The sequence below is a fragment of the Sphingomonas insulae genome (genome assembly GCF_010450875.1).
GTDB lineage: Bacteria > Pseudomonadota > Alphaproteobacteria > Sphingomonadales > Sphingomonadaceae > Sphingomonas > Sphingomonas insulae.
Genome location: NZ_CP048422.1, coordinates 1,571,268 through 1,594,295 on the forward strand (window position 1 = coordinate 1,571,268; position 23,028 = coordinate 1,594,295).

The window sequence follows — 23,028 nt, forward strand, 5'->3', positions numbered from 1 at the left end:
GCCTTTTACAGTGACTTGCCGTACACATTGTAGACCTTGTTCACCCGGCTGTCGATCGTCTCGGCGATCGATCGCATCCCCTGATTGTCATCGAGGATCCAGCCGATCTCGCCGCGGCTGGCGCCGTACCGCTCCACCGACGCACGGCGGATATACTCGATCATCATGAAGGCGAGCTGGCTCGCCATCCGCGACGATTGCAGTTCCTTGACGACGCCCATCAACGGCACCCGCATCGTCCGCACCTTCGGGCGGCGCAGCCACAGCAACAGCTTGGCCCAGCCGAACGGCAGCAGCGATCCGTTCAGCGGCTTGATCGGCTCGTTGAGGTCGGGCAGCGTGATCATGAACGCCACCGGCTTGCCGTCCAGCTCGGCGATGCGGATCAGGTCGTTGAAGACGATCGGCTTCAGCTTGACGCCGACATCCTTGATCTCCGGCGGGGTGAGCGGCACGAATCCCCAATTGTCGCTCCACGCATCGTTCAGGATCGACAGGATGATCGCCGCCTCCTCCTCGAACCTGCGCTTGTCGACCTCGCGGACGACGATCCGCTCGTTCTTCTCGCCGGACTTGATGATCCGCTTCACGATCGGCGGGAATTCCTGCGTGATGTCCAGTTCGTACGTGAACAGCTGCTTGACCTCGGTGTAGCCGGCCCGCTCGATCCATCCCTGATAGTCCGGCTTGGCATGGCCCATCATGATCGTGGGGGGATGGTCGAAGCCCTGCACCAGCAGCCCGGGTTCTTCCCAGATCGACTGCGAGATCGGCCCCAACGCCCGCGTCATGCCCTGACCGCGCAGCCACTCCTCCGCCTTCGCCAGCAGCGCCACGAACACGTCCTCGCGCTCCGCATCCATCAGCCCCCATTGGCCGACGCCCGGTCCGAAGCCCTGCGCAGCCGGCATCGTCAGCGCCAGCGTATCGATGTGCGCAGAGATGCGACCGACGACGCGCCCGCCTTCATGGGCCAGGAACAGCTGCACCTTGGCATGGCTGTACCAGCCGTTCTTCTCCGGGGTGATCAGCCCCAGCGCCTCGCCCTTCAGCGGCGGCACCCAGTGCGGATCGTCCTTGTAGAGGCGGAACGGCAGATCGACGAACGCCTTGCGTTCGCGCTTGGTGGTGACGGGCGTGATCGTCAGGTCGCTCAAGATAGGCCTCCCTTTTGGCGACGCGATCTAGCAGGTCGGGCGCATGATGCGAGTGACGATTCCGTCATCAGTGATCGCAACGTTGCATGGCCGCCGCCTGTAAATGCCACGCTGTCGCCACTATCTTGGGGCAATGGAACACGCCATGGATAGCTCGCTGACCCTTTCGCGCGCGCCCGTCGCCGATGCCGCCACGCGCCCGGTGCGCCAGCGGATCGCGGACGACAAGGCGATGCTGCGTACCGCCGCCGAACTGACCCGCGACCTGATCGCGCCGCGTCCGCGTATCTACTGGGCGGATCTGATCGCGTCGGCCGCGATCGGCTATGGCGCGCTCGCCGTTGCGGTGACCGTCAGCGGCACCGGCTGGGTCGTGCTGGCCGCCATCGTATCGGCATTGGCGCTGTACCGCGCGTTGAGCTTCATCCACGAAGTCAGCCATATGAAGCACAGCGCCTTGCCCCGCTTCCGCGGTCTGTGGAACGCGCTGGTCGGCGTGCCGATGCTCGTGCCGAGCTTCATGTACGAAGGGGTGCACAATCTGCACCACGCCAAGACGCGCTATGGCACGTCGGAAGACCCCGAATACCTGCCGCTCGCGCTGATGAAGCCGTGGACGCTGCCGGTATTCGTCGTGATCTCGGCATTGGCGCCGGTGGGCCTGCTGATCCGCTACGCGATCCTGTCGCCGGTATCGCTGCTGTCGCCGAAGCTGCGCACGATCGTCATGGAACGCTATTCCGCGCTCGCCATCAATCCCTCGTTCCGCCGGCGTGCACCGGAAGGCGACGCGCGATCGATGTGGAACCGGGTCGAAACGGCCGCCAGCCTGTGGGCGATCGCCGTCGTCGTGCTGACCTCGACGGACGTCTTCCCGCTGCGTTCGGTGCTGATCGGGCTGGCGATCGGGTCGGGCGTCGCCGTGGTGAACCAGGTCCGCACGCTGGTCGCGCATCTATGGGAAAACGATGGCGAGCCGATGTCGGTGACCGCGCAATATCTCGATTCGGTCAACGTGCCGCCGCCATCGATGCTGCCTGCGTTATGGGCACCGGTCGGCCTGCGCTATCATGCGCTCCACCATCTGCTGCCGAGCCTGCCGTATCATGCGCTGGGCGAAGCGCATCGCCGCATCACCGCGGCGCTGGACCAGGGTTCGCCCTACCACAAGGCGAGCTACACCGGCTTGCCGGGGCTGGTGAACAAGATCGTCCGGAGCACCTTCACCCCGCGCTAGGCGACCTTGGCCATCACGGTCATCCTGTTTCACCGGATGACCGGATCGGATCAGGTCGCTGGCGTATGTCTCTTGATGAACGCATCGACCGTCACTTGCTGGTCGGTCCGGATCGGCTGGGGCCGCTTCAATCGCTTGGCGACCTCTTCGGCGATCATCTTTTCAGTCGCTTCGTGATCGGCTGCCGACATCGCCGCGATCTGCTCTTCGGTCAGCTTCTTGTCCTTGAGCACGTCCCGCCGCGCGCGCTCGACGGGCGTCATCTGCGCCTCCCGCTTGTACGCGGCCATCGCCGCATCCAGCTTCTGCCCGGGGGTGACGGCGGATGTCGTCGCGCCCGCGCCCGACGGCGCCTGCGGACCGGCCGGCGGGGTCGTGGCGCGCTGCGCTTCGACCATCCGTTGGAAGGCGGCATTGCTGCCACGGCGCTTCACCGCCTCGACGGCATTCGCCACAGTCGCTGCGGCAATCGGCACGATCATCCCACGGTCTCCCCCGCCCGGCATCCGTCGCCGCGACGCTACGACAGCCCTAGTGGATGGGGATTAACGACGCGTTAGGTCCGAAATGGAATTCTATTCCTCGGTCCGGATCAGCACCGCTTCGCCGATCAGCAGGAACAGCAGGAACGGCGCCCAGGCGGCGAGGAACGGCGGATAGGCCCCCAGATTGCCCATCGCCAGCGCGAAATTGTCCGCGACGAAATAGGCGAAGCCCAGCGCCATGCCGATCACCGCGCGCACGAACAGCTGCCCCGAACGGGCGATGCCGAAGGCGGCGACGGCGCCAAGCAGCGGCATCAGCACCGCCGATAGCGGGCCCGAGAACTTGTGCCACAGCGTGCCTTCCAGCGACTTGGTCGGCCGGCCGGCATCGCGCAGGTCGCCGATCGCCGAGGCGAGCTGCGCGAAATCGAGCCCCTCGGGATTGACCTTGCCAAGCGTGAACTGATCGGGCCGGACGCCCGGCGCGACCTTGACCGTGCCGAGGTTGGCGAGCTTGCCGGTCGCCACGTCGAAGCGGGTCGCCGGGCTGATCGCCCATCCATCGCCCGCATGGCGGCCCTGCGGCGCGCGGATGATCGCGACCAGCTCGCCGCCCGTGCGGTCGTAGACCGTGACGGTGCCGAGCTGCGTCCGCTCGCCGCGGCCGCGCACCTGCTGCACCGCGATCAGATCGTCGCCGTCGCGGACCCACACGTTGGTCCGCTCGCCCCGGTCGATCGGCAGCGGGCCGTAGTCGACGTCCTTCCACTGGTCCAGCGTCGCGGTGGCGCGCGTGACGATCCGCTCGTTGAACGCGAAGCTGACCGCGGCGACACCCAGGCTGGCGACGAGCAGCGGCGCGAGCACCTGATGCGCCGACAGACCCGCCGCCTTCAGCGCGATGACCTCGCTGTTCTGGTTCATCGTGATGAGCGTCAGGATCGTGCCGAGCAGCACCGAGAAGGGCAGGAGGAACGCGACGATCTGCGGCGCGCGCAGCCCGACATATTGCCACACCTGCGCCTGCGTATTGCCGGGATGCGCCAGGATCGCGCCGGATTCGCTGAGCAGGTCAAGCGTCTGCAGGATCAGCAGCAGCGCGGCGAGCAGGCCGAACGTCCGCACCAGGAACATGCGGCCCATGTAGATCGCGACGGTCCGCGACGGAAAGAAGCTGGTCATGCCGCGGCTCCCTTCTTGCGACCCCGGCCGGGCAGGTAACGGGTCAGCAGCTTGAAGACCTTCGAGAAGCCGCGCTCCAGCGCGCCGATCGGCTGGCCGCCGGGAACGTAGGCGATCTGATAATACATCCAGAGGATGATCCCGGCAAAGATGCAGAACGGCACCCAGAGGGCGACCAGCGGGTCTATCCGGCCCAGCTCGCCGATCGACGCGGCATATTCGTTCACCTTGTGATAGGCGACGATCATCACGATCGCCAGGAACACGCCGAAGCCGGAATTGGACCGCTTCGGCGGTACGCCGAGGGCGATGGCGAGCAGGGGCAGCAGGAACATCGTCGCCACCTCGACCAGCCGGAAATGGAATTCCGACCGGCTGCTGGCGCGCTGTTCCTCGCTTGCCGATGCGTGACCCAGCTTGGCCAGTTCCGGCAGCGTGAATTCTAGGTTGCGGCCGCCGCGCTGGCGGAAATTCTCGTAGCGGGGCAGCGGGATCGGCAGGTCGTGGCTGGTGAACGTCAGCACGCGCGGGACGGTGAAATTGGGTGCCTTGTGCACCAGCGTGCCCTTGGTCAGGCGAAAGATGATCGTGTTGGGGTCGTCGGTCGCCAGGAACTGGCCGGATTGCGCGGTGACCGAATAGCTGGTGCCCTTGTCGTTGTAATAGACGAAGATGCCGTCCAGCTTGCGGCCCTTGTCATGGCTCTGCTCGATGCGCAGCGTCATGCGGTCGCCAAAATGGGTGAATTCGCCCACCTTGATCGATGCGCCCAGCGCGCCGGTGCGCAGTTCGAACCGCAGCTGCTCGTAATAATAGCGGGCCTTGGGCTGGACGAAGCCGACGATGGCGATGTTCAGAGCCGCCAGGATCAGCGCGTACATGAACGGCACGCGCAACATCCGCGTATAGCTGACGCCGACCGCGCGCAGCACGTCGAGTTCGGAATTCGCCGCCAGCCGCCGAAACGCCAGCAGGATACCCAGCAGCAGCCCGATCGGAATGCCCAGGCCGAGATATTCAGGCAGCAGGTTGGCGAGCATCCGCCAGACGACGCTGATCGGGCCGCCTTCCGTGGCGACGAAGTCGAACAGGCGGCGGATGCGGTCGAGCACCAGCAGCATGGCGGCGATCGTCAGCGTCGAAAACAACGGCAGCGCGATCAGCCGGGCCATGTAGCGGTCGAGGGATGTCATGCGGGAAGGGGCTCGGGCCGGGACGGGAAGCGTGCGGTATAGGCGCAGGGCAGGCGGGCGTCAGCTAGAAAAGCCTTGCTGGACCCGGCCGGGTCATACCCTCCGGTCACTCGGCCGCGATCTGCTGCGGCGGGGCAGGGCGTTCGCTCGCCATCGCCCGGCCGATCGCCCGCTCCAGCCCGACGAGGGTGAAGGGCTTGCGCAGCAGCTGGTGCATGCCGAACTCGCTGGCGTTCGCCTCGCCGGCGAACCCGGTGACGAACAATATTGCGATGTGCGGGTAGTGCGGGCCGATGCCGGCGATCATTTCCGGTCCGGTCTGCCCGGGCATGAGGACGTCGGAAATGATGAGGTCGATGCCATCATGCGCGGCGAGCAATCCCATTGCCTTGCCGGGCGCATCGCAGGCGATACCATGGTGGCCGAGTTCCTCCAGCGCCCCCATCGTCGCCGCCAGCACGCGCGGGTCGTCCTCGACCACCAGCACCTGCAAGCCCTCCGGGACCGGTTCTGCCGGCGCGATATCGATGACGGCCGCATGGTCCGGCGCGGTCGTTGCGGTGTCGCGCGGCAGATAGAGGGTGACGGTGGTACCTTTGCCCGGCGCGGTATCGATCGTGATCGCGCCCGCCAGCTGACGGACCAGCGCAAAGATCTGGCTGAGCCCCAGCCCGGTGCCCTTGCCCGCCTCCTTAGTGGTAAAGAACGGTTCGTAGACGCGCTCGACGACGTCGGGCGTCATGCCGGTTCCATCGTCGGTGACCGCCAGCGTGACATAATCGCCCGCCGCGCAATGATCGACCTGATGTTCGGCCAGCGTCGCCATGCCGGTCGCGATCACCATCCGGCCGCGCCCGTTCATCGCGTCGCGCGCGTTGACCGCCAGGTTCAGCACCGCATTTTCCAGCTGCACCCGATCGGCCCGCACCCGCCATCCGCACGCCTCGTTGCGGGTGACGACGGTGATCGCATCGCCCAGCGTCCGGTCGAGCAGTTCCGACATGCCGGATACCAGCTGTGCCGCCGCGATCGGTTCGGGTTTCAACGATTCCTCGCGGCTGAACGCCAGCAGTCGCCGGGTCAGCGCCGCCGCGCGATTGGCGCCATCGGCGGCATTGTCCAGATGGCGCGCAACGGCGGCGGGATCGCTGGCGACGGCACGCTTCGCCAGTTCCAGCCCGCCGAGAACGACCGCGAGCATATTGTTGAAATCGTGCGCGATACCACCGGTCAACTGGCCGACCGCCTCCATCTTCTGCACCTGGCGCAGCTTGGCTTCCTGCACCCGCAATTCGTCGGTCGCCTGGCCTACCGCCGCCGACAGCTCTTCGGCACGTTCGCGCTCCGCATCGGCCTCGGCCTGCGCCAGCGCCCGTTCGCCGACCGCCTGAAGCGTGAACCACCCGAGCACCAGCGCGCCGAGCACGATCAGCACGCCGAAGATCGCGAGCACCCCGGCGATGCGGCTCGACCGGTCGACGGTGCGCATCGCATCGGCCGTGCGGGCATCCAGCAGCGCCCGCTCGCCGGAAATGATCTCATCCAGCGTCCGGTCGATCGCCGCCAGCGTCGGCGACTGGCGCGCCTTGTAATAGCGGGCGAGTGCCTGGCTGTTCTTGCCATACGTGGTGCTGAGCGCCGTCAGCGACAGCTCGGCGCCCCGCTGCATATAGGCGGTGCGCAGCTGGGCGACGCGGGCACTCTGTTCGCCGGTCGCCTGCGTCAGCCGCTCCAGCCGGCCCAGCTGCGTGCCGGCCAGCCGCCACTGGTCGAAATAGATCTGGCCGAGTTCCTGCTCCGCCTTGCCGCTGATGACGTAGCGGCCCAGCGACGCCTCCGACCGCGCGATCGTGCCCGACACCGTGCGGGCGAGGATCATCACGTCGTAACTATGGGCCTGCGCCTGCAGCGCCCGGTCGCGCTGGCGGTTGGCCTCTCCCAGCGTCAGGATAAGCGCGACCAGCACCGCCGCGCCGAGCAGACCCATCACGACCAGCGTGATCATCCGCCAGGCTGCGTCGCCTCCCAGGGCCCCCCCGGGACCGTCTCGGCGTCATCCCGCGTCACGGCAACGATGCTAACGCGTTTCGTGGCGCCTGAAAAGCGCCCGCGGGGGCGTCAGCCGATCGCGCCCACGGCCTGTCCCGCGGCTTGGAACTTGGCCAATACGGTGTCGAGTTGTGCCGCGCTGTGTTCGGCGCACAGGGAACATCGCAACAGGAACGTGCCGGCGGGCGTCGCGGGCGGGCGCGCCATGTTGACGTAGACACCCGCTTCCAGCAGCCCCTGCCACATCGCGACCGCCTGTTCCTGGTCGTCCAGGATCACGGCGACGATCGCGCTGTCCGGGGCATCAGTGCCGAGGCGGAAGCCCATCGCCTTCAGCCCGCCGTGCAGCTGGCGCGCATTCGCCCACAATTGGTCGCGCTTGGCATGCGCGGTCTTCAACTTGCGGATCGACGCCGCAGCGGTAGCGACCACCGACGGCGGCAGGCTGGCGGTAAAGATATACGGGCGGCAGGCGAGGCGGATCGCCTCGAACTTCGGGTGGTTCGAAACGCAGAACCCGCCGACCGTACCGACCGATTTCGAAAAGGTGCCGACGACGAAATCCACATCCGCCTCCAGGCCCTGCGCTTCGTAGACGCCGCGACCGTTGGGACCATAGAAGCCCATCGAATGCGCCTCGTCGGACAGGACCATCGCCCCATGCTTCTTGGCGACGGCGACCATGTCCTTGAGCGGCGCGATATCGCCCAGCATCGAATAGACGCCTTCGAGCACCACCAGCTTGCCCGCCTCGGCGGGCAGGCGGCCGAGGCGCTTGTCGAGGTCCTCGACGCTGTTGTGGCGGAAGCGGACGATCTCGGCGACGCCCTGTTTGCACCCGTCGTAGATCGAGGCATGGCTGTCGGCATCGAGGATGACGTATTCCCCCTTGCCGACCAGCGTCGAGATCATGCCGAGATTGGCCATGTAGCCGGTCGAGAACACGATCGCGCCGGTGGTGCCGTAGAAGTCGCGCAGCGCCGCCTCGGCTTCCATATGGTCGCGGAAGGTGCCGTTCAGCATGCGGCTGCCGTTGGTGCCCGAACCGAATCGTTCCAGCGCGGCATGGCCGGCGGCGATGACGTCGGGGTCGAACGTCATGCCCATGTAATTGTAGGTGCCGAGCAGGATCGTGTCGCGACCGGCGATCACCGCCTCGGTCGGCGACCGGACCTCGTCCATCACGATCGCGAACGGGTCGGTGACGCCGGTGTCGATCAGCGCCTGGCGTTCGGCGATCAGGCCGTCGAACTTGCTCATCAGGTCGCGTTCCGGCGCGACCGGCGCCGGGTTCATGTCGAGCGCCTCGGGCTGCAGGCCGGTCTCGGTCATGTCAGCCCTTCAGCTTGGCGACGGCGTCTGCAAGCTGGCCGATATTCTCGATCTCCGCCTGCATGTTCATCGTGATGATGATGTCGAATTCGTCCTCGATAGCCGCGACGAAATCCATCACGGTCAGACTGTCCCACTCCAGATCGCCCTGGAAGGTGGTGGCTTCGGTCAGCGCGACGCCCTTTTTGTTGAACGGTTCGATCTGGGCGTTGATCGTGTCGAGGATCTGGGTGCGGTCGGTCATGATGGTCATCCGAATGGCGGCCAAATACGGCAGGGTTGCGGCGCTATAGCAGCCCGTTGGCGCGATACCATCGCGCGGTTGCGGCAAGGCCCTCCGCCAGCGGGACGGACGGTGTCCAGAGCGCGGGCGGCGGGCGGTGCGACGGCCGGGCGGTCCAGTCGGGGTGGACGAGATAGCCGACCCGGTCGGCGGTGAGCTTCGCTTCGTCGCCGCGCAGCGCGCGATCCAGCGTCGCGCCCAGCATCAGTGCTTGGCGGGGCAGGTGCAGCGCCAGCACGCGGTCGCGGCCGACCGCGCGGCCGATGGCCTGCGCCAGCGCGGCGTGGCTCAGCGCATGGCCATCGTCGACCTCGTACAGTGTCGGCGGCACTGCGCGTGTCGCCAGCGTCAGCAGCAGCGTCGCCAGGTCGTCCACCGCCACCAGCGACACCAGCCCGCGCGGCGGCAGCAGCGCGATGCCCCAGCGGGCGGCGCGGAACAGGTCGCGCATCTCCATGTCGCCGGGCCCGTAGACGCCGCTCGGCCGGACGATGCTCCAGTCGAGCCCGCTGCGCTCGACCAGCGTTTCCCCCTGCGCCTTCGACCAGCCGTAGGTCGACAGCTGCGGTTCGCGCGCGGAAAGGGACGAGACATGGACGAATCGGCGCACGCCCGCCCCCGCCGCGGCGGCAAGCATCGCCCGCGTACCATCGACATTGCCGGCGACGAACGCCGCGCGATCGGGCGCGCTGACCACGCCGGCGACATGCACGACCGCATCGGCCCCGTCGACGAGCGCGGCGAGGCTGCCCGGCCGATCCAGTGCACCCTCGATCCAGTCGACGCCGTCGCGCGGCGCTTGTGATCGCCGCGTCAGCGCCCGCACCCGGTGGCCCGCCGCGATCACCTGGTCGACGAGCGCGCGGCCGACGAAGCCGGTCGCACCCGTGATCGCGAGCGTCGTCATATCGCCGGCCCGCTTCCCCGGCGCGGGGGCGGGGCTATCGTCACACCAGCGCCATGTGGTTGCGATGCACCAGCGCGCTCCGCGGGGCATAGCCGAGGATCGCCGCCTGCTCGTCCGAACGCGTCCCCACCAGCCGTATCGCGTCGCCCGCGTCATATTCCGACAGTCCGCGCGCCAGCGGGCCGTCCGGGCCGTTGATCGTCACCAGGTCGCCGCGTGCGAACGCACCCTCGATCCGCGTCACTCCCGCCGCGAGCAGGCTGCTGCCGGCGGTCAGTGCCCGGGCCGCGCCGGCATCGACGTGCAGTGCGCCGCGCGCGGTCAGTCCGCCGGCCAGCCAGGCCTTGCGCGCGGTGGCGGCGCGTTCCGCCACGAACAACGTGTGTAGCTGTTCGCCGGCGAGCGGATGGTCGAGCCGGCCGCTGGCGATGGCGAGGTGCGCGCCTGCCGCCGTCGCGATCCGCGCCGCCGCGATCTTCGACACCATGCCGCCGGATCCCATGCCCGATGCGGATCCGCCGTCCGCCATGTCGGCCACGGCATCGATCCGCTCGACCATCGCGACGTGCCGTGCGTCCGCATGGGTATGCGGATTGGCATCGTACAGGCCATCGACGTCCGACAGCAGCACCACGCCCTGCGCGCCTGCGGCCTGTGCGACGCGTGCCGCGAGCCGGTCGTTGTCGCCGAACCGGATCTCTTCCGTCGCCACGCTGTCGTTCTCGTTGATGACCGGCACCACGCCCAGCCCGAGCAGTCGCCCCAGCGTCGCCGCCGCGTTCAGGTAGCGGCGCCGGTCCTCCAGATCGTCGAGGGTCACCAGCATCTGCGCTGCGGTCAGGCCATGGTCGCCGAGCAGCTCGGCCCAGGTCTGGCTGAGCGCGATCTGCCCGGTCGCGGCGGCGGCCTGCGCATCCTCCAGGCTGGCGCGTCCTCCCCTGGCAAGGCCGAGCCGGCGCGCACCCAGCGCAATCGCCCCGGACGACACGATCGCGACCTGCTGCCCCGCCGCGACCCGCGCGGCGATATCCGCCACCAGGGTCGCCAGCCACGCCCGCCGCACCGCGCCATCCGGCGTCACGAGCAGCGCCGATCCGACCTTGACGATCAGGCGGGGACAGGCGGAGGGCGGAAAGAGGGTCACTAGACCGGCGACCAGGTCAGCTCGTCTTCGCCCTCGTCATTGTCCGGCACCGTTTCCGGCCCCGGTCCGATCGCCTCGAGCAGGCGGTCGAGGACCCAGTCGACGCCGGTGCCGGCCGCGCCGGACAGCGGGATCACGTCCGCGCCGCTTTCCTCCGCCAGCTCGGCCGACAGCGCCTCGACCAGCTCGTCATCGAGCGTATCGATCTTGTTGAGCGCGATCACGTGCGGCTTGTCGGTCAGCCCCCCGCCATAGGCGGCAAGTTCCTCCCGCACGATGCGATAGCTTTCGGCGACATCGTCGTCGTTCGCATCGACCAGGTGGAGCAGCACGCGGCAGCGTTCGATGTGGCCGAGGAAGCGGTCGCCGATGCCCGCGCCGTCCGCCGCCCCCTCGATCAGGCCGGGGATGTCGGCAACGACGAATTCGCGTTGCTTGTGACGCACGACGCCCAGCTGCGGGCGGGTGGTGGTGAAGGCATAGGCGCCGACCTTGGCCTGGGCGTTGGTGACCGCGTTGATGAAGGTCGACTTGCCGGCGTTGGGCAGGCCGACGAGGCCGGCATCGGCGAGCAGCTTCAGCCGCAGCCAGACCCAGGCTTCCTGGTAGGGCCAGCCGGTGCCGTGCTGGCGCGGCGTGCGGTTGGTCGATGTCTTGTAGCTCGCATTGCCGCGGCCGCCGTCACCGCCGCGCAGGAACATCTCGCGCTGGCCGACCCTGGTGAAGTCGAGCAACACCTCGTCCTTGTCCTCGGACAGGATCTGCGTGCCGACCGGTACCTTGATGACGAGGTCGTCGCCGCCGCCGCCCGTGCGGTTGCTGCCCGAACCGCCCGATCCGCGGGGCGCGCGGAAATGCTGAGTGTAGCGAAAGTCGATCAGGGTGTTGAGCCCGGCGACCGATTCGAAGATGATGTCGCCGCCCTTGCCGCCGTTGCCGCCATCGGGGCCACCATATTCGATGAACTTTTCGCGCCGGAAGCTGACGGCGCCGGGGCCGCCCGCGCCGGAGCGGACGAAAATCTTGGCCTGATCGAGAAAATGCATGACGCCTCTTTAGCGCGATGGGCGCGAACGGCCACCCCTGCCTGTCCCGCGGCAGGGCGGTGCGGTTGCACTGGGGCATTGGAGCGTCGGGATGGTGCCGCTATGGCCGGTTGGTGAAACACGCGCATGAATCGATCGCGCACGCGCCGCCCCCGGCGGGATCGCCGCCGACGCTCGCCTGGACCCGTATCTTCGCAAGCGATGCGCTGCCGGAGGGGGAACGCTATCGCTGCTGGCGGGACGCGGATATCGCCGGTTATGCCAAGCGCTTCGACACGCGGCCCGTCGAGCCCTTCGCGGTCACCATGGACCGGATCGACCTTGGCCCCCTCAGCGTCGGCGGATCGCAATTCTCCGCGCAGGAATGGAGCCGCGAACGCAGCAACATCGTCGCGGACGGTTGCGACCACATCGTCGTGAACGTTCGCCATCGTGGTGCCGCACGGGGGGACATGGCCGGGCGCATTGTGGCCGCGCCCGCCGGATCGATCGTGCTCGCCGACATGGCACAAATCGGCCGGCATGCGTCGGAGGCTTCGGTCACTTCGGGCTTCGCGCTGCCCCGCGCCGTGGCGGAACAGATGCTGCCGTCGGTGCGCAGCCTGCACGGGCATGTCGTCGCGCCCGAACAGGCTGCGCTGCTGGTGTCGCACATGGCGATGATCCGCCAGCATGCCGATCGATTGCCCGCCAGCAGCGGGCCGTTGCTGGCCCGCACCATCGTCGATCTGCTGACGATGGCGGTCTGCGCCAGCGTCGGCGGCGTGCCGGCCGATGGCGGGCAGCACGAACGTGGGCTTCGCCACCAGCTATGCGCCGCGATCGAGCAGCATCTGGGATCGCCCTCGCTCAACACCGTCAGGCTCAGCCGGATGATCGGCGTATCGCGCTCGACGCTATACCGCCTGTTGCAGGACGAAGGGGGCGTGCAGGCGTATATCCGCACCCGCCGGCTCGCCCGGGTCGCCACCGCGTTGCGGGACGGCGATCGCGACACGATTGCCGCACTGGCCGAACGCTGGGGCTTTTGCGACGCCGCCTATCTGGGGCGCGCCTTTCGCGAGGTCTATGGCCTCACGCCCGGCGACTATCGCGCCTTGCACGGCATCCCGCGTCCGTAGCGGACGAACGGAAAAGCCGCCGACCCGCACCGCGACCCCCATCGCGACACCGGCCGACGGCATCTCTGGTGGACGCGCAAGGCGTCCACCACTCCGAACATCCTCCCCCGCGTTCAACCGTTGCTGACGTCGCGTTCGGCTCGATCGAGGGTCATCCACTGTCCATGCTGCTGCGGCTTCGCCAGGGCGACCCCGCATCGATCACATTTGCAACGCCACCGCGACCCGTCCGACCAGACGCGGCGCCGTATACGCTTGTGACCGACCACATTGCAGACAAGACCTTGAAACGACAATGCTGGCCCCTCTGTCCCGAACCGCCGCCTATAGCCTGACCGGGGATGGGAAAGCAGGGGTCCGGGCATTGCCGCGGTGCCACCCGCTATTGCGATCGGGTCAATCGCAATGCCCGCGCCGATCCGGATCGACGGTGAGCATGGCCACGGCGAGGTCGCGCGCCTTGCTGCGCGGCAGGTCCAGCGCGCGTGCCATCGGCGCCCCGAGCAGCGTATCGCCCAGCGCCAGCAAGACGAGGTGCAGCGTTTCGTCCTGGATCGGCCGCCCGGCGGGTTGCATGCCCACGGCGAGTTCGTCGACCAGATCGTGCACCGCCGACAGGATCGGGTCCAGCGCATCGCGATTGCCGGACAGGATCATCCAGCTGGCCAGCGCACCCGCCCCGCCACTGTCGAAGGCGTCGAACACCAGGTCGACGATCCGGCGCGGATCGGGATCGCCGTCGCCTTCGCGGTTGCTGAGCACGGCATCGCGGATGGTCGAGGTGATGTAGGTCGCCATGCGCGCGATCAATGCCCGCTGCAGCCCCTCGGCCGACCCGAAATGATGCAGAAGGTTGGCGTGCGTCCGGCCGATCCGCCCGCCCACCGCTTTCAATGTCACCGCCTGGGGACCGCTTTCGATCAGCAGCAGCTGCGCAGCCGTCAGGGCCGCCTCCCGGCTCTCGGCGGGGGACAGGCGGCGGCGTGGCGGAGCATCGGGGGTTGCGGTGGTCAGGGCAGGGGCCTATTTACATTGATGTCAGTATATAACGTCATTGTGTGTGTTCGGAGGATTCCATGGCGAAAGCAACCACCCCGCATGATCTGATCATCACGCCGCGCGATCGCCGCTTCGGCCGCGGCACGCGGATGGGCCGCTGGTGGCTGAACAACGATCCGATCGCGACCGCCTTCTACAACGCCTTGTCGGTCACCTTTCCGAAGGGAGAGGGCTATTTCGTCGACAGCGTCCGCAAATTCCGCGACGGCACGTCGCCGCGCCTGACGGCCGAGATCAACGCCTTCATCAAGCAGGAGGTGCTGCACACCCGCGAACATGTCGCCTTCAACCGTCATGTCGTCGACCAGGGCTATGATGTCGGATTGCTGGATCGGGATGTCGATGCGGCACTGGCGCTGACGAAAGGGCGTCCGCCGATCGCCAGCCTCGCCGCGACCACGGCGCTGGAGCATTTCACCGCGATGCTCGCGCACGAACTGATCGCCGATCCCCGGCATCTGGCCGGCGGCGAGCAGCAGGCCAAGGCCCTCTGGCTGTGGCATGCCGCCGAGGAGATCGAGCACAAGGGCGTCGCCTACGACACCTGGCTGCACGCGACGCAGGAATGGTCGCGCTTCACGCGGTGGCGGATCAAATCGCTGGTGATGCTGATCACGACATGGCGGTTCTTCAGCGGCCGGACGCGCGGGATGCTCGAACTGCTGCGCCAGGACGGCCTGTCGGGGCCGAAGATATGGGCGCGGCTGTTCTGGTATGCGTTCGGCAACCCCGGCATGGCCCGCAAGATCGCGGGCGTCTGGGCCGCCTATTTCCTGCCTGGCTTCCACCCGTGGAAGCATGACGACCGCGCGCTGATCGGACTGGCCGAAAGCGACTACGAGGCCGCCGTGCTCCCCAAAGCGGCGGTGGCGTAGCGAAGCGGTTGCTTTCCCGCCTGCTTCGTCATCCCGGCGAACGCCGGGACCCATGGCGGGAATGACATGGCGAGGGCGCGCAACTCCACCGTCGCTCGCATTCATGGGACCAGACGTTCGCCAGAATGACGGGCCGGGGCGGGGCCGAAGGCGCGGTAGGGAAAGGACTGTCGCCTCGCCACCTCCCTCGTCATTGTCGCGAAGACCGAAATCCCTCGCCACCTCCCTCGTCATTCCCGCGGAGGCGGGAATCCATAGCCGCCGAACGGCGTGGGTCTCATCACGGCCAGCTAGCATGAATCCCGCCTGCGTAAGGATAGGAGTAAGGCGCGGGAAGCGCCCCACCATCATCCTCCCTCAACCCCACCCCGCGACCGTCCCGAAATTCCACCCCTGCGCCACCACCCCAGTCGCGTCTGGACCCGCGCCGCCGGCCTGTCGGTGCTCGCCGGCTATGTCGACGCGATCGACTGCCTCAAGCTCGGCGGACTGTTAGTCTCGTCCATGCGCAGCGATTCGACCCGCCTCGGCGTCGGCATCGCGCGCGAACCGCCACGGACTCGCGCCGGGCGACGAACGTCTTCATCATCGTCCCCCGCTCGCGCAAAAGCCGAGCTTGCGCCGCGCCGCGCCGGATGCGGGATTGTTGGCGAACTGCCATGCCGACGAACGCTGGAATCCGTGGCGGCGGCGTCCGTCGTGATCGGTTCGCGACCACCGTCGGCCGATCCGCAGGGTGCCACCGTTGGAAGGCATGACGCCACCGCTGGAAGGATCACGCCGCGATCCGCACGGTCGGTCGGTCCTCGTCCGCCAGATCGAGCGCATAGCCCGTCGCCGCCGGGCTCGCGCCGGGCGACGAACGTCTTTATCATCATCCCCCCGGTCGCGCGGGAGCCGGGTTCGCGCAGCGCCGCGCCCGACGCGGAATTGCTGGCGAACTGCCATGCCGAAGAACGCTGGGACCCGTGGTGGCGGCGTCCGTCGTGATCGGTTCACGATTCCCGTCGGCCGACCCTCAGGGTGCCGACGCTTGAAGGCATGACGCCACCGCTGGAAGGATCACGCCGCGATCCGCACGGTCGGTCGGTCCTCCTCGGCCAGATCGAGCGCATAGCCCGTCGCTGCCGGGCTCGCGCCGGACGACGAACGTCTTCATCATCATCGCCCCGGTCGCGCGGGAGCCGGGTTTGTGCAGCGCCGCGCCCGACGCGGAATTGCTGGCGGACCGCCATGCCGAAGAACGCAAGGACCCGTGGTGGCGGCGTCCGCCGTGATCGGTTCACGATCCCCGTCGGCCGGTTCGCAGGGTCCCGACGCTGGCCGGTATGGCGCCGCCGCTGGGAGGATCACGCCGCGATCTGCATGGGCGGTCGGTCCTCCTCCGTCAGATCGAGCGCATAGCCCGTCGCCGCCGCGGGCTCGCGCCGGGCGACGGACGTCTCCATCATCGTCCCCTCGGTCGCGCCAGAGCCAGGTTCGCGCAGCGCCGCGCCCGACGTGGAATTGCTGGCGAACCGCCATGCCGAAGAACGCAAGGACTTGTGGTGGCGGCGTCCGCCGTGATCGGTTCACGCTCCCCGTCGGCCGGTTCGCAAGGTCCCAACGCTGGCCGGCATGGCGCCGCCGCTGGGAGGGTTACGCTGCGATCCGCATGGTCGGTCGATCCTCCTCCGCCAGATCGAGCGCGTAGCCGGTGGCCGCTGCGGGCTCGCGCCGGGCGACGGACGTCTTCATCATCGTCCCCCCCGTCGCGCGGAAGCCGAGCTTGCGCAGGACGGCGCCGGATGCGGGGTTGTCGGTGAAGTGCCATGCGGTCAGGCGATCGATCGGCAGCGCGTGGCGCGCCATCGCGACGACGGCATGCCCCGCCTCGGTCGCATAGCCGCGTCCCCAGGCAGACGGTGTCAGCCAATAGCCGAACAGCATGTCGCCACCGCCCAGATCGTCGATCGCGATGCCGCCGATCAGCGTGGGTGCGCGACCATCGTGCGCTTCGATCAGGAATCGGGGCTCATGCGGTCCCCGCGGCAGGGTGCAGAACGCCTCGGCATCGGCGACGTCATAGGGGAATGGCACGCGCATCAGCATGCGCGTGACCACTTCGTGGCCGATCGCCTGCGCCAGCGTGGGCGCATCCTCCGGCCACGCGGGCCGCAAGGTCAGTCTGTTGGTGCGCGCGAACATCCTTGCTCTCTCCTTGGCCACGCCGCTGCCACGCGCCTGTGACGCGGCAGGGACAATCGGTTGGGGGAGCAAGAAAAAAGGGAGCCGGGGCGGACCCGTCTCCCTTGTTGGCTGGTCCCCCGCTGCGGAGGGACCCGGGTCACCCTGGTGGGCAACCCGTCCGGTTACCCGATTATTCGGCGGCTTCCGCCATAATCTGCACCGAGCAGAATTTACGGCCGAGCTTGCCCTCGTGGAACGCCACGCGACCGTCGACGAGCGCGAACAAGGTGTGATCCTTGCCGATGCCGACGTTGGCGCCCGGATAGAATTTGGTGCCGCGCTGACGCACGAGGATGTTGCCGGCGATCGCTTCCTGACCACCGAACTTCTTCACGCCGAGGCGACGACCGGCCGAATCGCGACCGTTGCGCGACGAACCGCCTGCTTTCTTATGTGCCATGCTGCTCTACTCCTGTTCGCTGCGCTGGGCTCAGCCGACCGAAACGATCTTGAGGATCGTGTGGTTCTGGCGATGACCGTTCTTGCGGCGATAATTGTGACGGCGACGCTTCTTGAAGACGATGACCTTCTCGCCCTTCGCCTGCGCGACGATTTCGGCGGCAACGGTGAGACCCTCGACGCTCTTCAGTTCCGAGCCTTCGCCTGCAAGCAGGACGTCACCCAGCGTGATCGATGCGCCGGCTTCGCCGTCCAGCTTTTCGACGACGATTTTGTCTCCGGCGGCGACGCGATACTGCTTGCCGCCCGTGCGCACGACTGCGAACATGGCTCTAGTCACTTCCCAAAAAACATGTACCCGCTCGGGTAGCCCCGGCGGGATGAGGGGTGGCAGCTAAGGAAAAGCCGTCTGCCTGTCAACCTCTCGCCGCCGTGATTCTGCGGGAAAGGCCGAATTGCGCCGCCCTAGTGGCGGTGCTCCCGGCGCAGCGCATAACGCCCGTCCGCGAAATCGTTGAACAGCCCGGGAATCGCCGGATGGTCGATCGGTTCGTCGCTGTCGTCCGGCACCAGGTTCTGCTGGCTGACATAGGCGACGTAGCTCGACTCCATGTTTTCGGCGAGCAGATGGTAAAAAGGCTGGTCCTTCGCGGGCCGCACCGATTCCGGAATTGCCTCGTACCATTCGTCGGTATTCGCAAACACCGGGTCGACATCGAAAATGACTCCCCGAAAATCAAACACCCGATGCCGCACGACCTCGCCGATCGAGAAACGTGCGTGTGCGACGGCCGGCGGGTCGATCTCGACCAGGGAGGACGTGCCGATGGGATCATGGCGGGGCATACCAGCAATTTAGTGGCCTTTCTGCGCTGCACAAGCGGAACGGCGCTTGCCACCGCAAAACGAACCCGTTAGAGGCGCGCCCTCGACCGACCGACCTCGCCCATTTGCGGCTTGGAAACGTCTTCTGCGGAGAGGTGGCAGAGTGGTCGATTGTACCGCACTCGAAATGCGGCGTGCCTTTGCGGGCACCGAGGGTTCGAATCCCTCCCTCTCCGCCAGATCTCCCTGTTTCCATTGGCTTTTTTAGTGAAGTAGCGGCTTTTGCCCACTTCTTTGCCCACTTTCGGTTTGGCTCGGGGCGAACACCCGCGGACATCTCCAGGGATAACAGCCTTGTCGGCTCCTCATATCCTGGCGGCAGCATGCGACTCACGGCTTTCATTGATTAGTATTCCGACGAGAGCATGATCGTCAGGACGCGTGTGGTGACGGCGGGGTCGGCAGGATCAGGCGACCCGAAGCGCCGCTCACGGTCGTAGTAGTCGATCTTCCATAGCATCCGCTCACCGGCAGCTTTGAACGACCCGAAGTCATGTTCGTCGTACGGATCGTTGTCTGGGGTGAAGGCGTCGAAGTCGCGAACACCGAGCAAGGCAGCTTCAACGCCCTCAGCACCGAGCGCCTGTACACCTGCCGTGACGCATATGATCCCGGCGCGGGCATAGCGCCTAAGACCATCGTTGAGATCACGTATGCGCCTCCGGCGATCATTGTGACTGCATGTGGCGTGGACGCACTTATTCCGTTCGCTTCCAATCATGGTTGCTACTCCTGTTCGTTGATGATGAAGTTGGACGCCGGTTAAATCAGGCGGATCAGCTTGCGCTGGGCGTCGCGGTCGCCCTCAATGTACCGTTGCGTGGTACTTAGGTCGCGGTGTCCGACGAGTTCCTGGATGTCGCGAAGCGATCCGCCGCTGCGAGGCAGGAGTCGTGCCGACCGGGTGATGAAGGTGCGTCTGCCCGAATGCGACGAACAGCCGGCGAAGCCTAGCTCTGCATAGACGCTGCCGAACCAGTTCACGACGCTGTGGGCTGTCATATGCCGGCCGCGCTCCGAGCGGATCACAGGGCCATCGCGTGGTTTACCGTACACAGCGTGAAGGCGGCGTAGGGATGCCGCGAGGTCGGGATGCAGGGGGATGCGCCGCGCAGTCCCGTTCTTCGAGATATGGGCGTGTAAGTAGATGTGCTCGCCAAGCCGGCCAGTTGCTGACAGCAGCATGGGCCAATCGAGACCGGCGATCTCACAGGCGCGCATCCCGGCTTTGAAGCTCAACAGGATCATCGTCTGATTGCGACACGAATGGCGGTGACCGATGACGTGGCGTAACAGCAGGCGCACGTCAGCGGCCCCCAGCACCTTAGCAGGCTGCGGCATATAGAACTCCGGATAGTGAGGTGGGTTGGCAGCTTGCGAGAGGGGGCGAGTCGCGTCCGCTATCGTGTAAGGCAACGATATTGCGGTTATTCAGTCGTATCGCGGCGCCGGTGCAGCGGGACGTGTGACCCCTGTCTCACGTCCCCCGCATGTCGTTAGTCATGGTGTCAGAGGGCGACCGTCGGCCACTCAACAAAGCCAGCGAGGTCTGGCCTTAAGGTTGCGGCGGGACCACTGGGGAGGCGTGCGAGATGGCGGCGCGACGCTAGAGGCCGCTGGACCCCTGCGGCGGGCTTGCGGCTGCGAAGATGTCGGTTGGCCGGTCAACTTGGATGTCCTCGCGCTCATCATCGATGTGAGCATAGCCAAGCGCCTCAGCGTCACTTGGAAAGCGACTGTCGCCTCCATGGCAGGTTTCGCCATAGATCGCTTCGGAGCTTTGCAATACACCCGGTACGCCGTCGATGAAGTCGAGTACGTCGACCTGCCATTGCCCATCCGCCTCCATCATGACAGCGGGAAGCGCAGTCGAGCAAAAGACGTAGACGTCGTGCGGGCGGTCGTTCCAGGTGATTCGTGCCTTCTCGCTGCGCGATGAGCCGCCGAGCAGCGTTACCTTGATCAACCGGCCCCGCTGGTCAGTCTGGACCAAGTCACGCGATAGCGCCTTCGACCAACTGCATTCCTCCATACCACACCGTCCCGGCTGAACGCTGCCGTCGGTGCTGTCTTCTTGTGAGGTTGGTGTGCTGACGGTGCTGACATTGCCGTTGGCTTCGGGCATCCCATTGGCCTCGGGTAGATCGACCCGCATATCGTCGACGCTCGTGTTCTCTATGATCTCGGTCGGTGCCGGTGATCGAACGACGGCATACAGGACACCGGCAACGAGCACGCAGACCGCGATGAAGATCACTCCATAGAGAGTATGCTTTGACGATCCGTTCATCGCCGCGCCTCCTGGACCAGTGCGCGATCGGCTAGCGATGCCAGTGACGATGCGATCGACCCGGTATTGTCGGCGATTTCGACGTGACGGTCGTGGATCGAGATTAGGATTGCGACGCCACCGATGTTGAGCACCAGCAGCGCCAAAGCGGCGATCGCAAATAACACGATGGTAGTCGTCAGGCCGCTCCCCAAGGGGCTGGAATGATCGATGGCAGCGAAGACGAGCAGTGCCGCGCCGACAAGGGCGATGGCACACATAGCCAATATGATAAATCTAAAGAGGTCGACAACAAAGCGCATGCAGAGGTTCCCCGGTTGGGGCAGCGCTGGCCTCAGGCTCGTTGCGCCACCCGTATGTCCACTCGGGGCGGCGGCCGAAGCCGGATGTTGGAAACCTGTTAGGCACAGGCGCATGCGCCTTTACCGTTGCCGGCTGGACATGCGCGCATGCCACCCGGCCCCGTAAAACGCGACCGAGCAGCCTAAAGAGGTTTCCACGCCCCGCACTGCGGCTTTCACGCAGTGCCCCGTTATCGTAGGGCAAGCGTACCAAAGGAGCAAGGAGGCGCCATTTCACACTTGTAATGACGCCGTTCCACTACTTGATTGGGCAGCGCTGTCGGTCACAGGTGCGGTAAGCCTGACTTCGCGCCAAAAGCTATTGCTGGGAGAAGATAATGCGGTTCATACAAATCGAGATGCTGCCGTCGGGCAAGGCACTGGTGGACATCGACAAGCTGACCCACGCAGTTCCCGAGGCCGATGGATCGCGCCTGTTCTTTGGAGCGCAGCATCTCGACGTGCCGCACACGCTGGACGAGCTGGAGAACGTGCTGGCCGGCCGCGACCGGACAGACAATGGCGAGAACAGCACTGCGGGTTTCGGGCGGCGGTGACCGGCCACAGTTGGACGCGATGGCTTCAGATCACGAGCTATGGGCCATCGCACTGAATGTCGAACAGAATTACGGGAGTGAAGGCGCGAGACACATCGCCGAGCGAATCGGCGGCGCAGCCCTCGCTGGCGAATGGGAGGCGGTCGCGTTGTGGAAGGCGGTCGCGGCGAAATATGATCTTCTTCGTCAGGACGTCGGCGCGCGTCCCTGAAGTTTCCCCATCTGCAGCCGCTCTTCGAGATCAATGCTCCCCAATCCGGCCCTTCTTCATCCGGGTGAAAGGCGTGCGGGTCATACGGCTCCGACCGCCGCGGCGGTTGTGGTGGCCGTTGCGGTAAAGGTGGCTTGTCCGATTGCGGCGGCAGCGTCGGCGCGCCACCACCAACCGGACCCGAATGAAGCTGATCCACCATCCAGCCCCTGGAAGAACGCCTCTGCATCTTCGCAAGCCATGCGCCCGCCGATGTACGGTGCCCGCTCTGCGTGATGTAGCCAAGTTGCACGCCGCGTGGGCTAATCGCCGCAATGGCGTTGCTGTCATGCTTGTTCTTAGGCTCCGGGATCAGTTCGACGGATTCTCCAGGCAACGTCATCATCGCCTCGGACCGACGGTTGCTACCGTCCGCATTCGGAAAGTCGATGCCGACTACGGCAAGGGTGAGTTCCTGCATCGGCGCGGTCTATGATCTTGCGAGTCTTCGCGGAAGACATACGTTCCATCAATGGCAGACTTCGATGATACCTTCGATCCCGAGCTGGGCGCCGCTTGCAATCGGCTCGCGGCCTTCGTTGAACCGTTGCCGGAAGGCGCCACAGTGGACGCAGCCTCGAAACTGACCGAGCGCGATCTGGCGCTGATCCTTCGACGTCTTTACGCCACGCGACACGTTGAGCGCGCCGATCACCAGTCTACCGACGCGCCGCGGACAACGTTGCGTGCTTCCGTTCCGCTCACTGCAAAAGGCTGAAACCTAGCTCAAGTTGTGGGCTGGTCAGGTACCGCCAGGCCAGCCCGATTATCGCCTAGATCGGCTTCGCGCCCGGTGTGCCGCACTTGGCGAACTTACCGTTAGCGGCCTTGCAGCGCGTTGCCTTGACCGGCCCCTTCGGTGGGCATTTCGTGAACTTGCCCTTCGCGTCCTTGCAAGGTGCGGCGATCGACGGGGTGGCGGTTACCAGCAGACTCACGCTGGCCGCCGTGAATAGAAGTTTGCGCATCAACATCCTCCCGCTCGTTGATCGGGCAAATCAATGCTG

Annotated in this window: 27 protein-coding genes, 1 tRNA gene and 1 pseudogene; 7 read left to right on the forward strand and 22 right to left on the reverse strand. The window is 66.4% G+C overall.

Features of this window, described 5'->3' with window-relative positions:
- Positions 1–5: 5 nt before the first annotated feature.
- Positions 6–1,160: an N-acetyltransferase gene (locus tag GTH33_RS08960; RefSeq protein ID WP_163959802.1), complete on the reverse strand. Its 1,155-nt coding sequence runs from the start codon at positions 1,158–1,160 to the stop codon at positions 6–8.
- A 142-nt stretch (positions 1,161–1,302) separates the two neighbouring features.
- On the opposite strand from GTH33_RS08960, the gene GTH33_RS08965 reads away from it, so the two are divergent.
- On the forward strand, positions 1,303–2,394 hold the full coding sequence (locus GTH33_RS08965) for a fatty acid desaturase family protein (protein ID WP_163959804.1): 1,092 nt from the start codon (positions 1,303–1,305) through the stop codon (positions 2,392–2,394).
- 50 nt (positions 2,395–2,444) lie between these two features.
- Here the strand turns inward: GTH33_RS08965 and GTH33_RS08970 are convergent, their stop codons facing one another.
- The 9 genes from GTH33_RS08970 to obgE form a co-directional block, all read right to left on the reverse strand.
- Positions 2,445–2,876, reverse strand: a complete 432-nt coding sequence (locus GTH33_RS08970; protein WP_163958120.1) for a hypothetical protein — start codon at positions 2,874–2,876, stop codon at positions 2,445–2,447.
- Positions 2,877–2,969: 93 nt separating this feature from the next.
- Complete coding sequence (gene lptG, locus GTH33_RS08975; protein WP_163958121.1) at positions 2,970–4,061, reverse strand: LPS export ABC transporter permease LptG; 1,092 nt, start codon at positions 4,059–4,061, stop codon at positions 2,970–2,972.
- Positions 4,058–5,254, reverse strand: coding sequence for an LPS export ABC transporter permease LptF (lptF, locus tag GTH33_RS08980; protein WP_208404188.1), 1,197 nt, complete (start codon positions 5,252–5,254; stop codon positions 4,058–4,060). Before lptF ends, lptG begins: the two co-directional genes overlap by 4 nt.
- Positions 5,255–5,360: 106 nt before the next feature.
- Positions 5,361–7,259 (reverse strand): ATP-binding protein, encoded by a 1,899-nt coding sequence (locus GTH33_RS08985; protein WP_163958122.1) that lies wholly within the window; start codon positions 7,257–7,259, stop codon positions 5,361–5,363.
- A gap of 113 nt (positions 7,260–7,372) precedes the next feature.
- Positions 7,373–8,635, reverse strand: coding sequence for a serine palmitoyltransferase (gene spt / locus GTH33_RS08990; RefSeq protein ID WP_163958123.1), 1,263 nt, complete (start codon positions 8,633–8,635; stop codon positions 7,373–7,375).
- Between the two features lies 1 nt (position 8,636).
- On the reverse strand, positions 8,637–8,879 hold the full coding sequence (locus GTH33_RS08995) for an acyl carrier protein (protein ID WP_163958124.1): 243 nt from the start codon (positions 8,877–8,879) through the stop codon (positions 8,637–8,639).
- Positions 8,880–8,922: 43 nt separating this feature from the next.
- Positions 8,923–9,825, reverse strand: coding sequence for an NAD-dependent epimerase/dehydratase family protein (locus GTH33_RS09000; RefSeq protein ID WP_163958125.1), 903 nt, complete (start codon positions 9,823–9,825; stop codon positions 8,923–8,925).
- 40 nt (positions 9,826–9,865) lie between these two features.
- Positions 9,866–10,969, reverse strand: coding sequence for a glutamate 5-kinase (gene proB, locus GTH33_RS09005; RefSeq protein WP_163958126.1), 1,104 nt, complete (start codon positions 10,967–10,969; stop codon positions 9,866–9,868).
- A complete protein-coding gene (gene obgE, locus GTH33_RS09010; protein ID WP_163958127.1) occupies positions 10,969–12,015 on the reverse strand; it encodes a GTPase ObgE in 1,047 nt (348 codons plus the stop codon). The genes proB and obgE overlap by 1 nt, the downstream gene beginning before the upstream one ends.
- Positions 12,016–12,128: 113 nt before the next feature.
- On the opposite strand from obgE, the gene GTH33_RS18365 reads away from it, so the two are divergent.
- Entirely contained in the window at positions 12,129–13,136 is a 1,008-nt protein-coding gene (locus tag GTH33_RS18365) for a helix-turn-helix domain-containing protein (RefSeq protein ID WP_420853554.1), read from the forward strand.
- A gap of 396 nt (positions 13,137–13,532) precedes the next feature.
- On the opposite strand, the gene GTH33_RS09020 is transcribed toward GTH33_RS18365, so the two are convergent.
- Positions 13,533–14,150 carry a TetR/AcrR family transcriptional regulator gene (locus GTH33_RS09020; protein WP_163959809.1) on the reverse strand — a complete coding sequence of 206 codons (618 nt, stop codon included), beginning with the start codon at positions 14,148–14,150 and terminating at the stop codon, positions 13,533–13,535.
- Positions 14,151–14,212: 62 nt separating this feature from the next.
- Here GTH33_RS09020 and GTH33_RS09025 point away from each other — a divergent pair, with 62 nt between their 5' ends.
- Positions 14,213–15,070 (forward strand): metal-dependent hydrolase, encoded by an 858-nt coding sequence (locus GTH33_RS09025; RefSeq protein ID WP_163958129.1) that lies wholly within the window; start codon positions 14,213–14,215, stop codon positions 15,068–15,070.
- Positions 15,071–16,419: 1,349 nt separating this feature from the next.
- On the opposite strand, the gene GTH33_RS09030 is transcribed toward GTH33_RS09025, so the two are convergent.
- The 5 genes from GTH33_RS09030 to hspQ all read right to left on the reverse strand — a co-directional run bounded on the left by GTH33_RS09030 (position 16,420) and on the right by hspQ (position 18,544).
- Complete coding sequence (locus tag GTH33_RS09030; RefSeq protein ID WP_163958130.1) at positions 16,420–16,608, reverse strand: hypothetical protein; 189 nt, start codon at positions 16,606–16,608, stop codon at positions 16,420–16,422.
- Positions 16,609–16,708: 100 nt separating this feature from the next.
- Positions 16,709–17,257 (reverse strand): GNAT family N-acetyltransferase, encoded by a 549-nt coding sequence (locus tag GTH33_RS09035; RefSeq protein ID WP_243848432.1) that lies wholly within the window; start codon positions 17,255–17,257, stop codon positions 16,709–16,711.
- Between the two features lie 172 nt (positions 17,258–17,429).
- The gene (gene rpmA, locus GTH33_RS09040) at positions 17,430–17,699 is read right to left on the reverse strand and encodes a 50S ribosomal protein L27 (protein WP_037534549.1); all 270 of its coding nucleotides are present in this window, start codon (positions 17,697–17,699) and stop codon (positions 17,430–17,432) included.
- Between the two features lie 30 nt (positions 17,700–17,729).
- Complete coding sequence (rplU, locus tag GTH33_RS09045) at positions 17,730–18,026, reverse strand: 50S ribosomal protein L21 (protein ID WP_017979337.1); 297 nt, start codon at positions 18,024–18,026, stop codon at positions 17,730–17,732.
- Positions 18,027–18,163: 137 nt separating this feature from the next.
- Complete coding sequence (gene hspQ / locus GTH33_RS09050) at positions 18,164–18,544, reverse strand: heat shock protein HspQ (RefSeq protein WP_163958131.1); 381 nt, start codon at positions 18,542–18,544, stop codon at positions 18,164–18,166.
- A 128-nt stretch (positions 18,545–18,672) separates the two neighbouring features.
- On the opposite strand from hspQ, the gene GTH33_RS09055 reads away from it, so the two are divergent.
- Positions 18,673–18,762: transfer RNA gene (locus tag GTH33_RS09055), tRNA-Ser, on the forward strand.
- A gap of 167 nt (positions 18,763–18,929) precedes the next feature.
- On the opposite strand, the gene GTH33_RS09060 is transcribed toward GTH33_RS09055, so the two are convergent.
- The 4 genes from GTH33_RS09060 to GTH33_RS09075 form a co-directional block, all read right to left on the reverse strand.
- Positions 18,930–19,304, reverse strand: coding sequence for a DUF3768 domain-containing protein (locus tag GTH33_RS09060; protein ID WP_163958132.1), 375 nt, complete (start codon positions 19,302–19,304; stop codon positions 18,930–18,932).
- 41 nt (positions 19,305–19,345) lie between these two features.
- A complete protein-coding gene (locus GTH33_RS09065) occupies positions 19,346–19,924 on the reverse strand; it encodes a tyrosine-type recombinase/integrase (protein WP_163958133.1) in 579 nt (192 codons plus the stop codon).
- A gap of 265 nt (positions 19,925–20,189) precedes the next feature.
- A complete protein-coding gene (locus tag GTH33_RS09070) occupies positions 20,190–20,873 on the reverse strand; it encodes a hypothetical protein (RefSeq protein WP_163958134.1) in 684 nt (227 codons plus the stop codon).
- A complete protein-coding gene (locus GTH33_RS09075; protein ID WP_163958135.1) occupies positions 20,870–21,133 on the reverse strand; it encodes a hypothetical protein in 264 nt (87 codons plus the stop codon). Before GTH33_RS09075 ends, GTH33_RS09070 begins: the two co-directional genes overlap by 4 nt.
- Before the next feature lie 419 nt (positions 21,134–21,552).
- Here GTH33_RS09075 and GTH33_RS09080 point away from each other — a divergent pair, with 419 nt between their 5' ends.
- Together GTH33_RS09080 and GTH33_RS09085 are read left to right on the forward strand one after the other, a co-directional pair.
- Complete coding sequence (locus tag GTH33_RS09080) at positions 21,553–21,771, forward strand: hypothetical protein (protein ID WP_163958136.1); 219 nt, start codon at positions 21,553–21,555, stop codon at positions 21,769–21,771.
- Positions 21,772–21,790: 19 nt separating this feature from the next.
- Entirely contained in the window at positions 21,791–21,982 is a 192-nt protein-coding gene (locus tag GTH33_RS09085; protein ID WP_163958137.1) for a DUF6961 family protein, read from the forward strand.
- A 319-nt stretch (positions 21,983–22,301) separates the two neighbouring features.
- On the opposite strand, the pseudogene GTH33_RS18370 reads toward GTH33_RS09085, so the two are convergent.
- Positions 22,302–22,442: pseudogene (locus GTH33_RS18370) on the reverse strand (HIRAN domain-containing protein); the annotation flags it as partial.
- A 51-nt stretch (positions 22,443–22,493) separates the two neighbouring features.
- Between GTH33_RS18370 and GTH33_RS09090 the strand changes: the two are divergent.
- Positions 22,494–22,739, forward strand: coding sequence for a hypothetical protein (locus GTH33_RS09090; RefSeq protein WP_163958138.1), 246 nt, complete (start codon positions 22,494–22,496; stop codon positions 22,737–22,739).
- Positions 22,740–22,794: 55 nt separating this feature from the next.
- Here the strand turns inward: GTH33_RS09090 and GTH33_RS09095 are convergent, their stop codons facing one another.
- Positions 22,795–22,995, reverse strand: a complete 201-nt coding sequence (locus tag GTH33_RS09095) for a hypothetical protein (RefSeq protein ID WP_338054411.1) — start codon at positions 22,993–22,995, stop codon at positions 22,795–22,797.
- Positions 22,996–23,028: the final 33 nt, after the last annotated feature.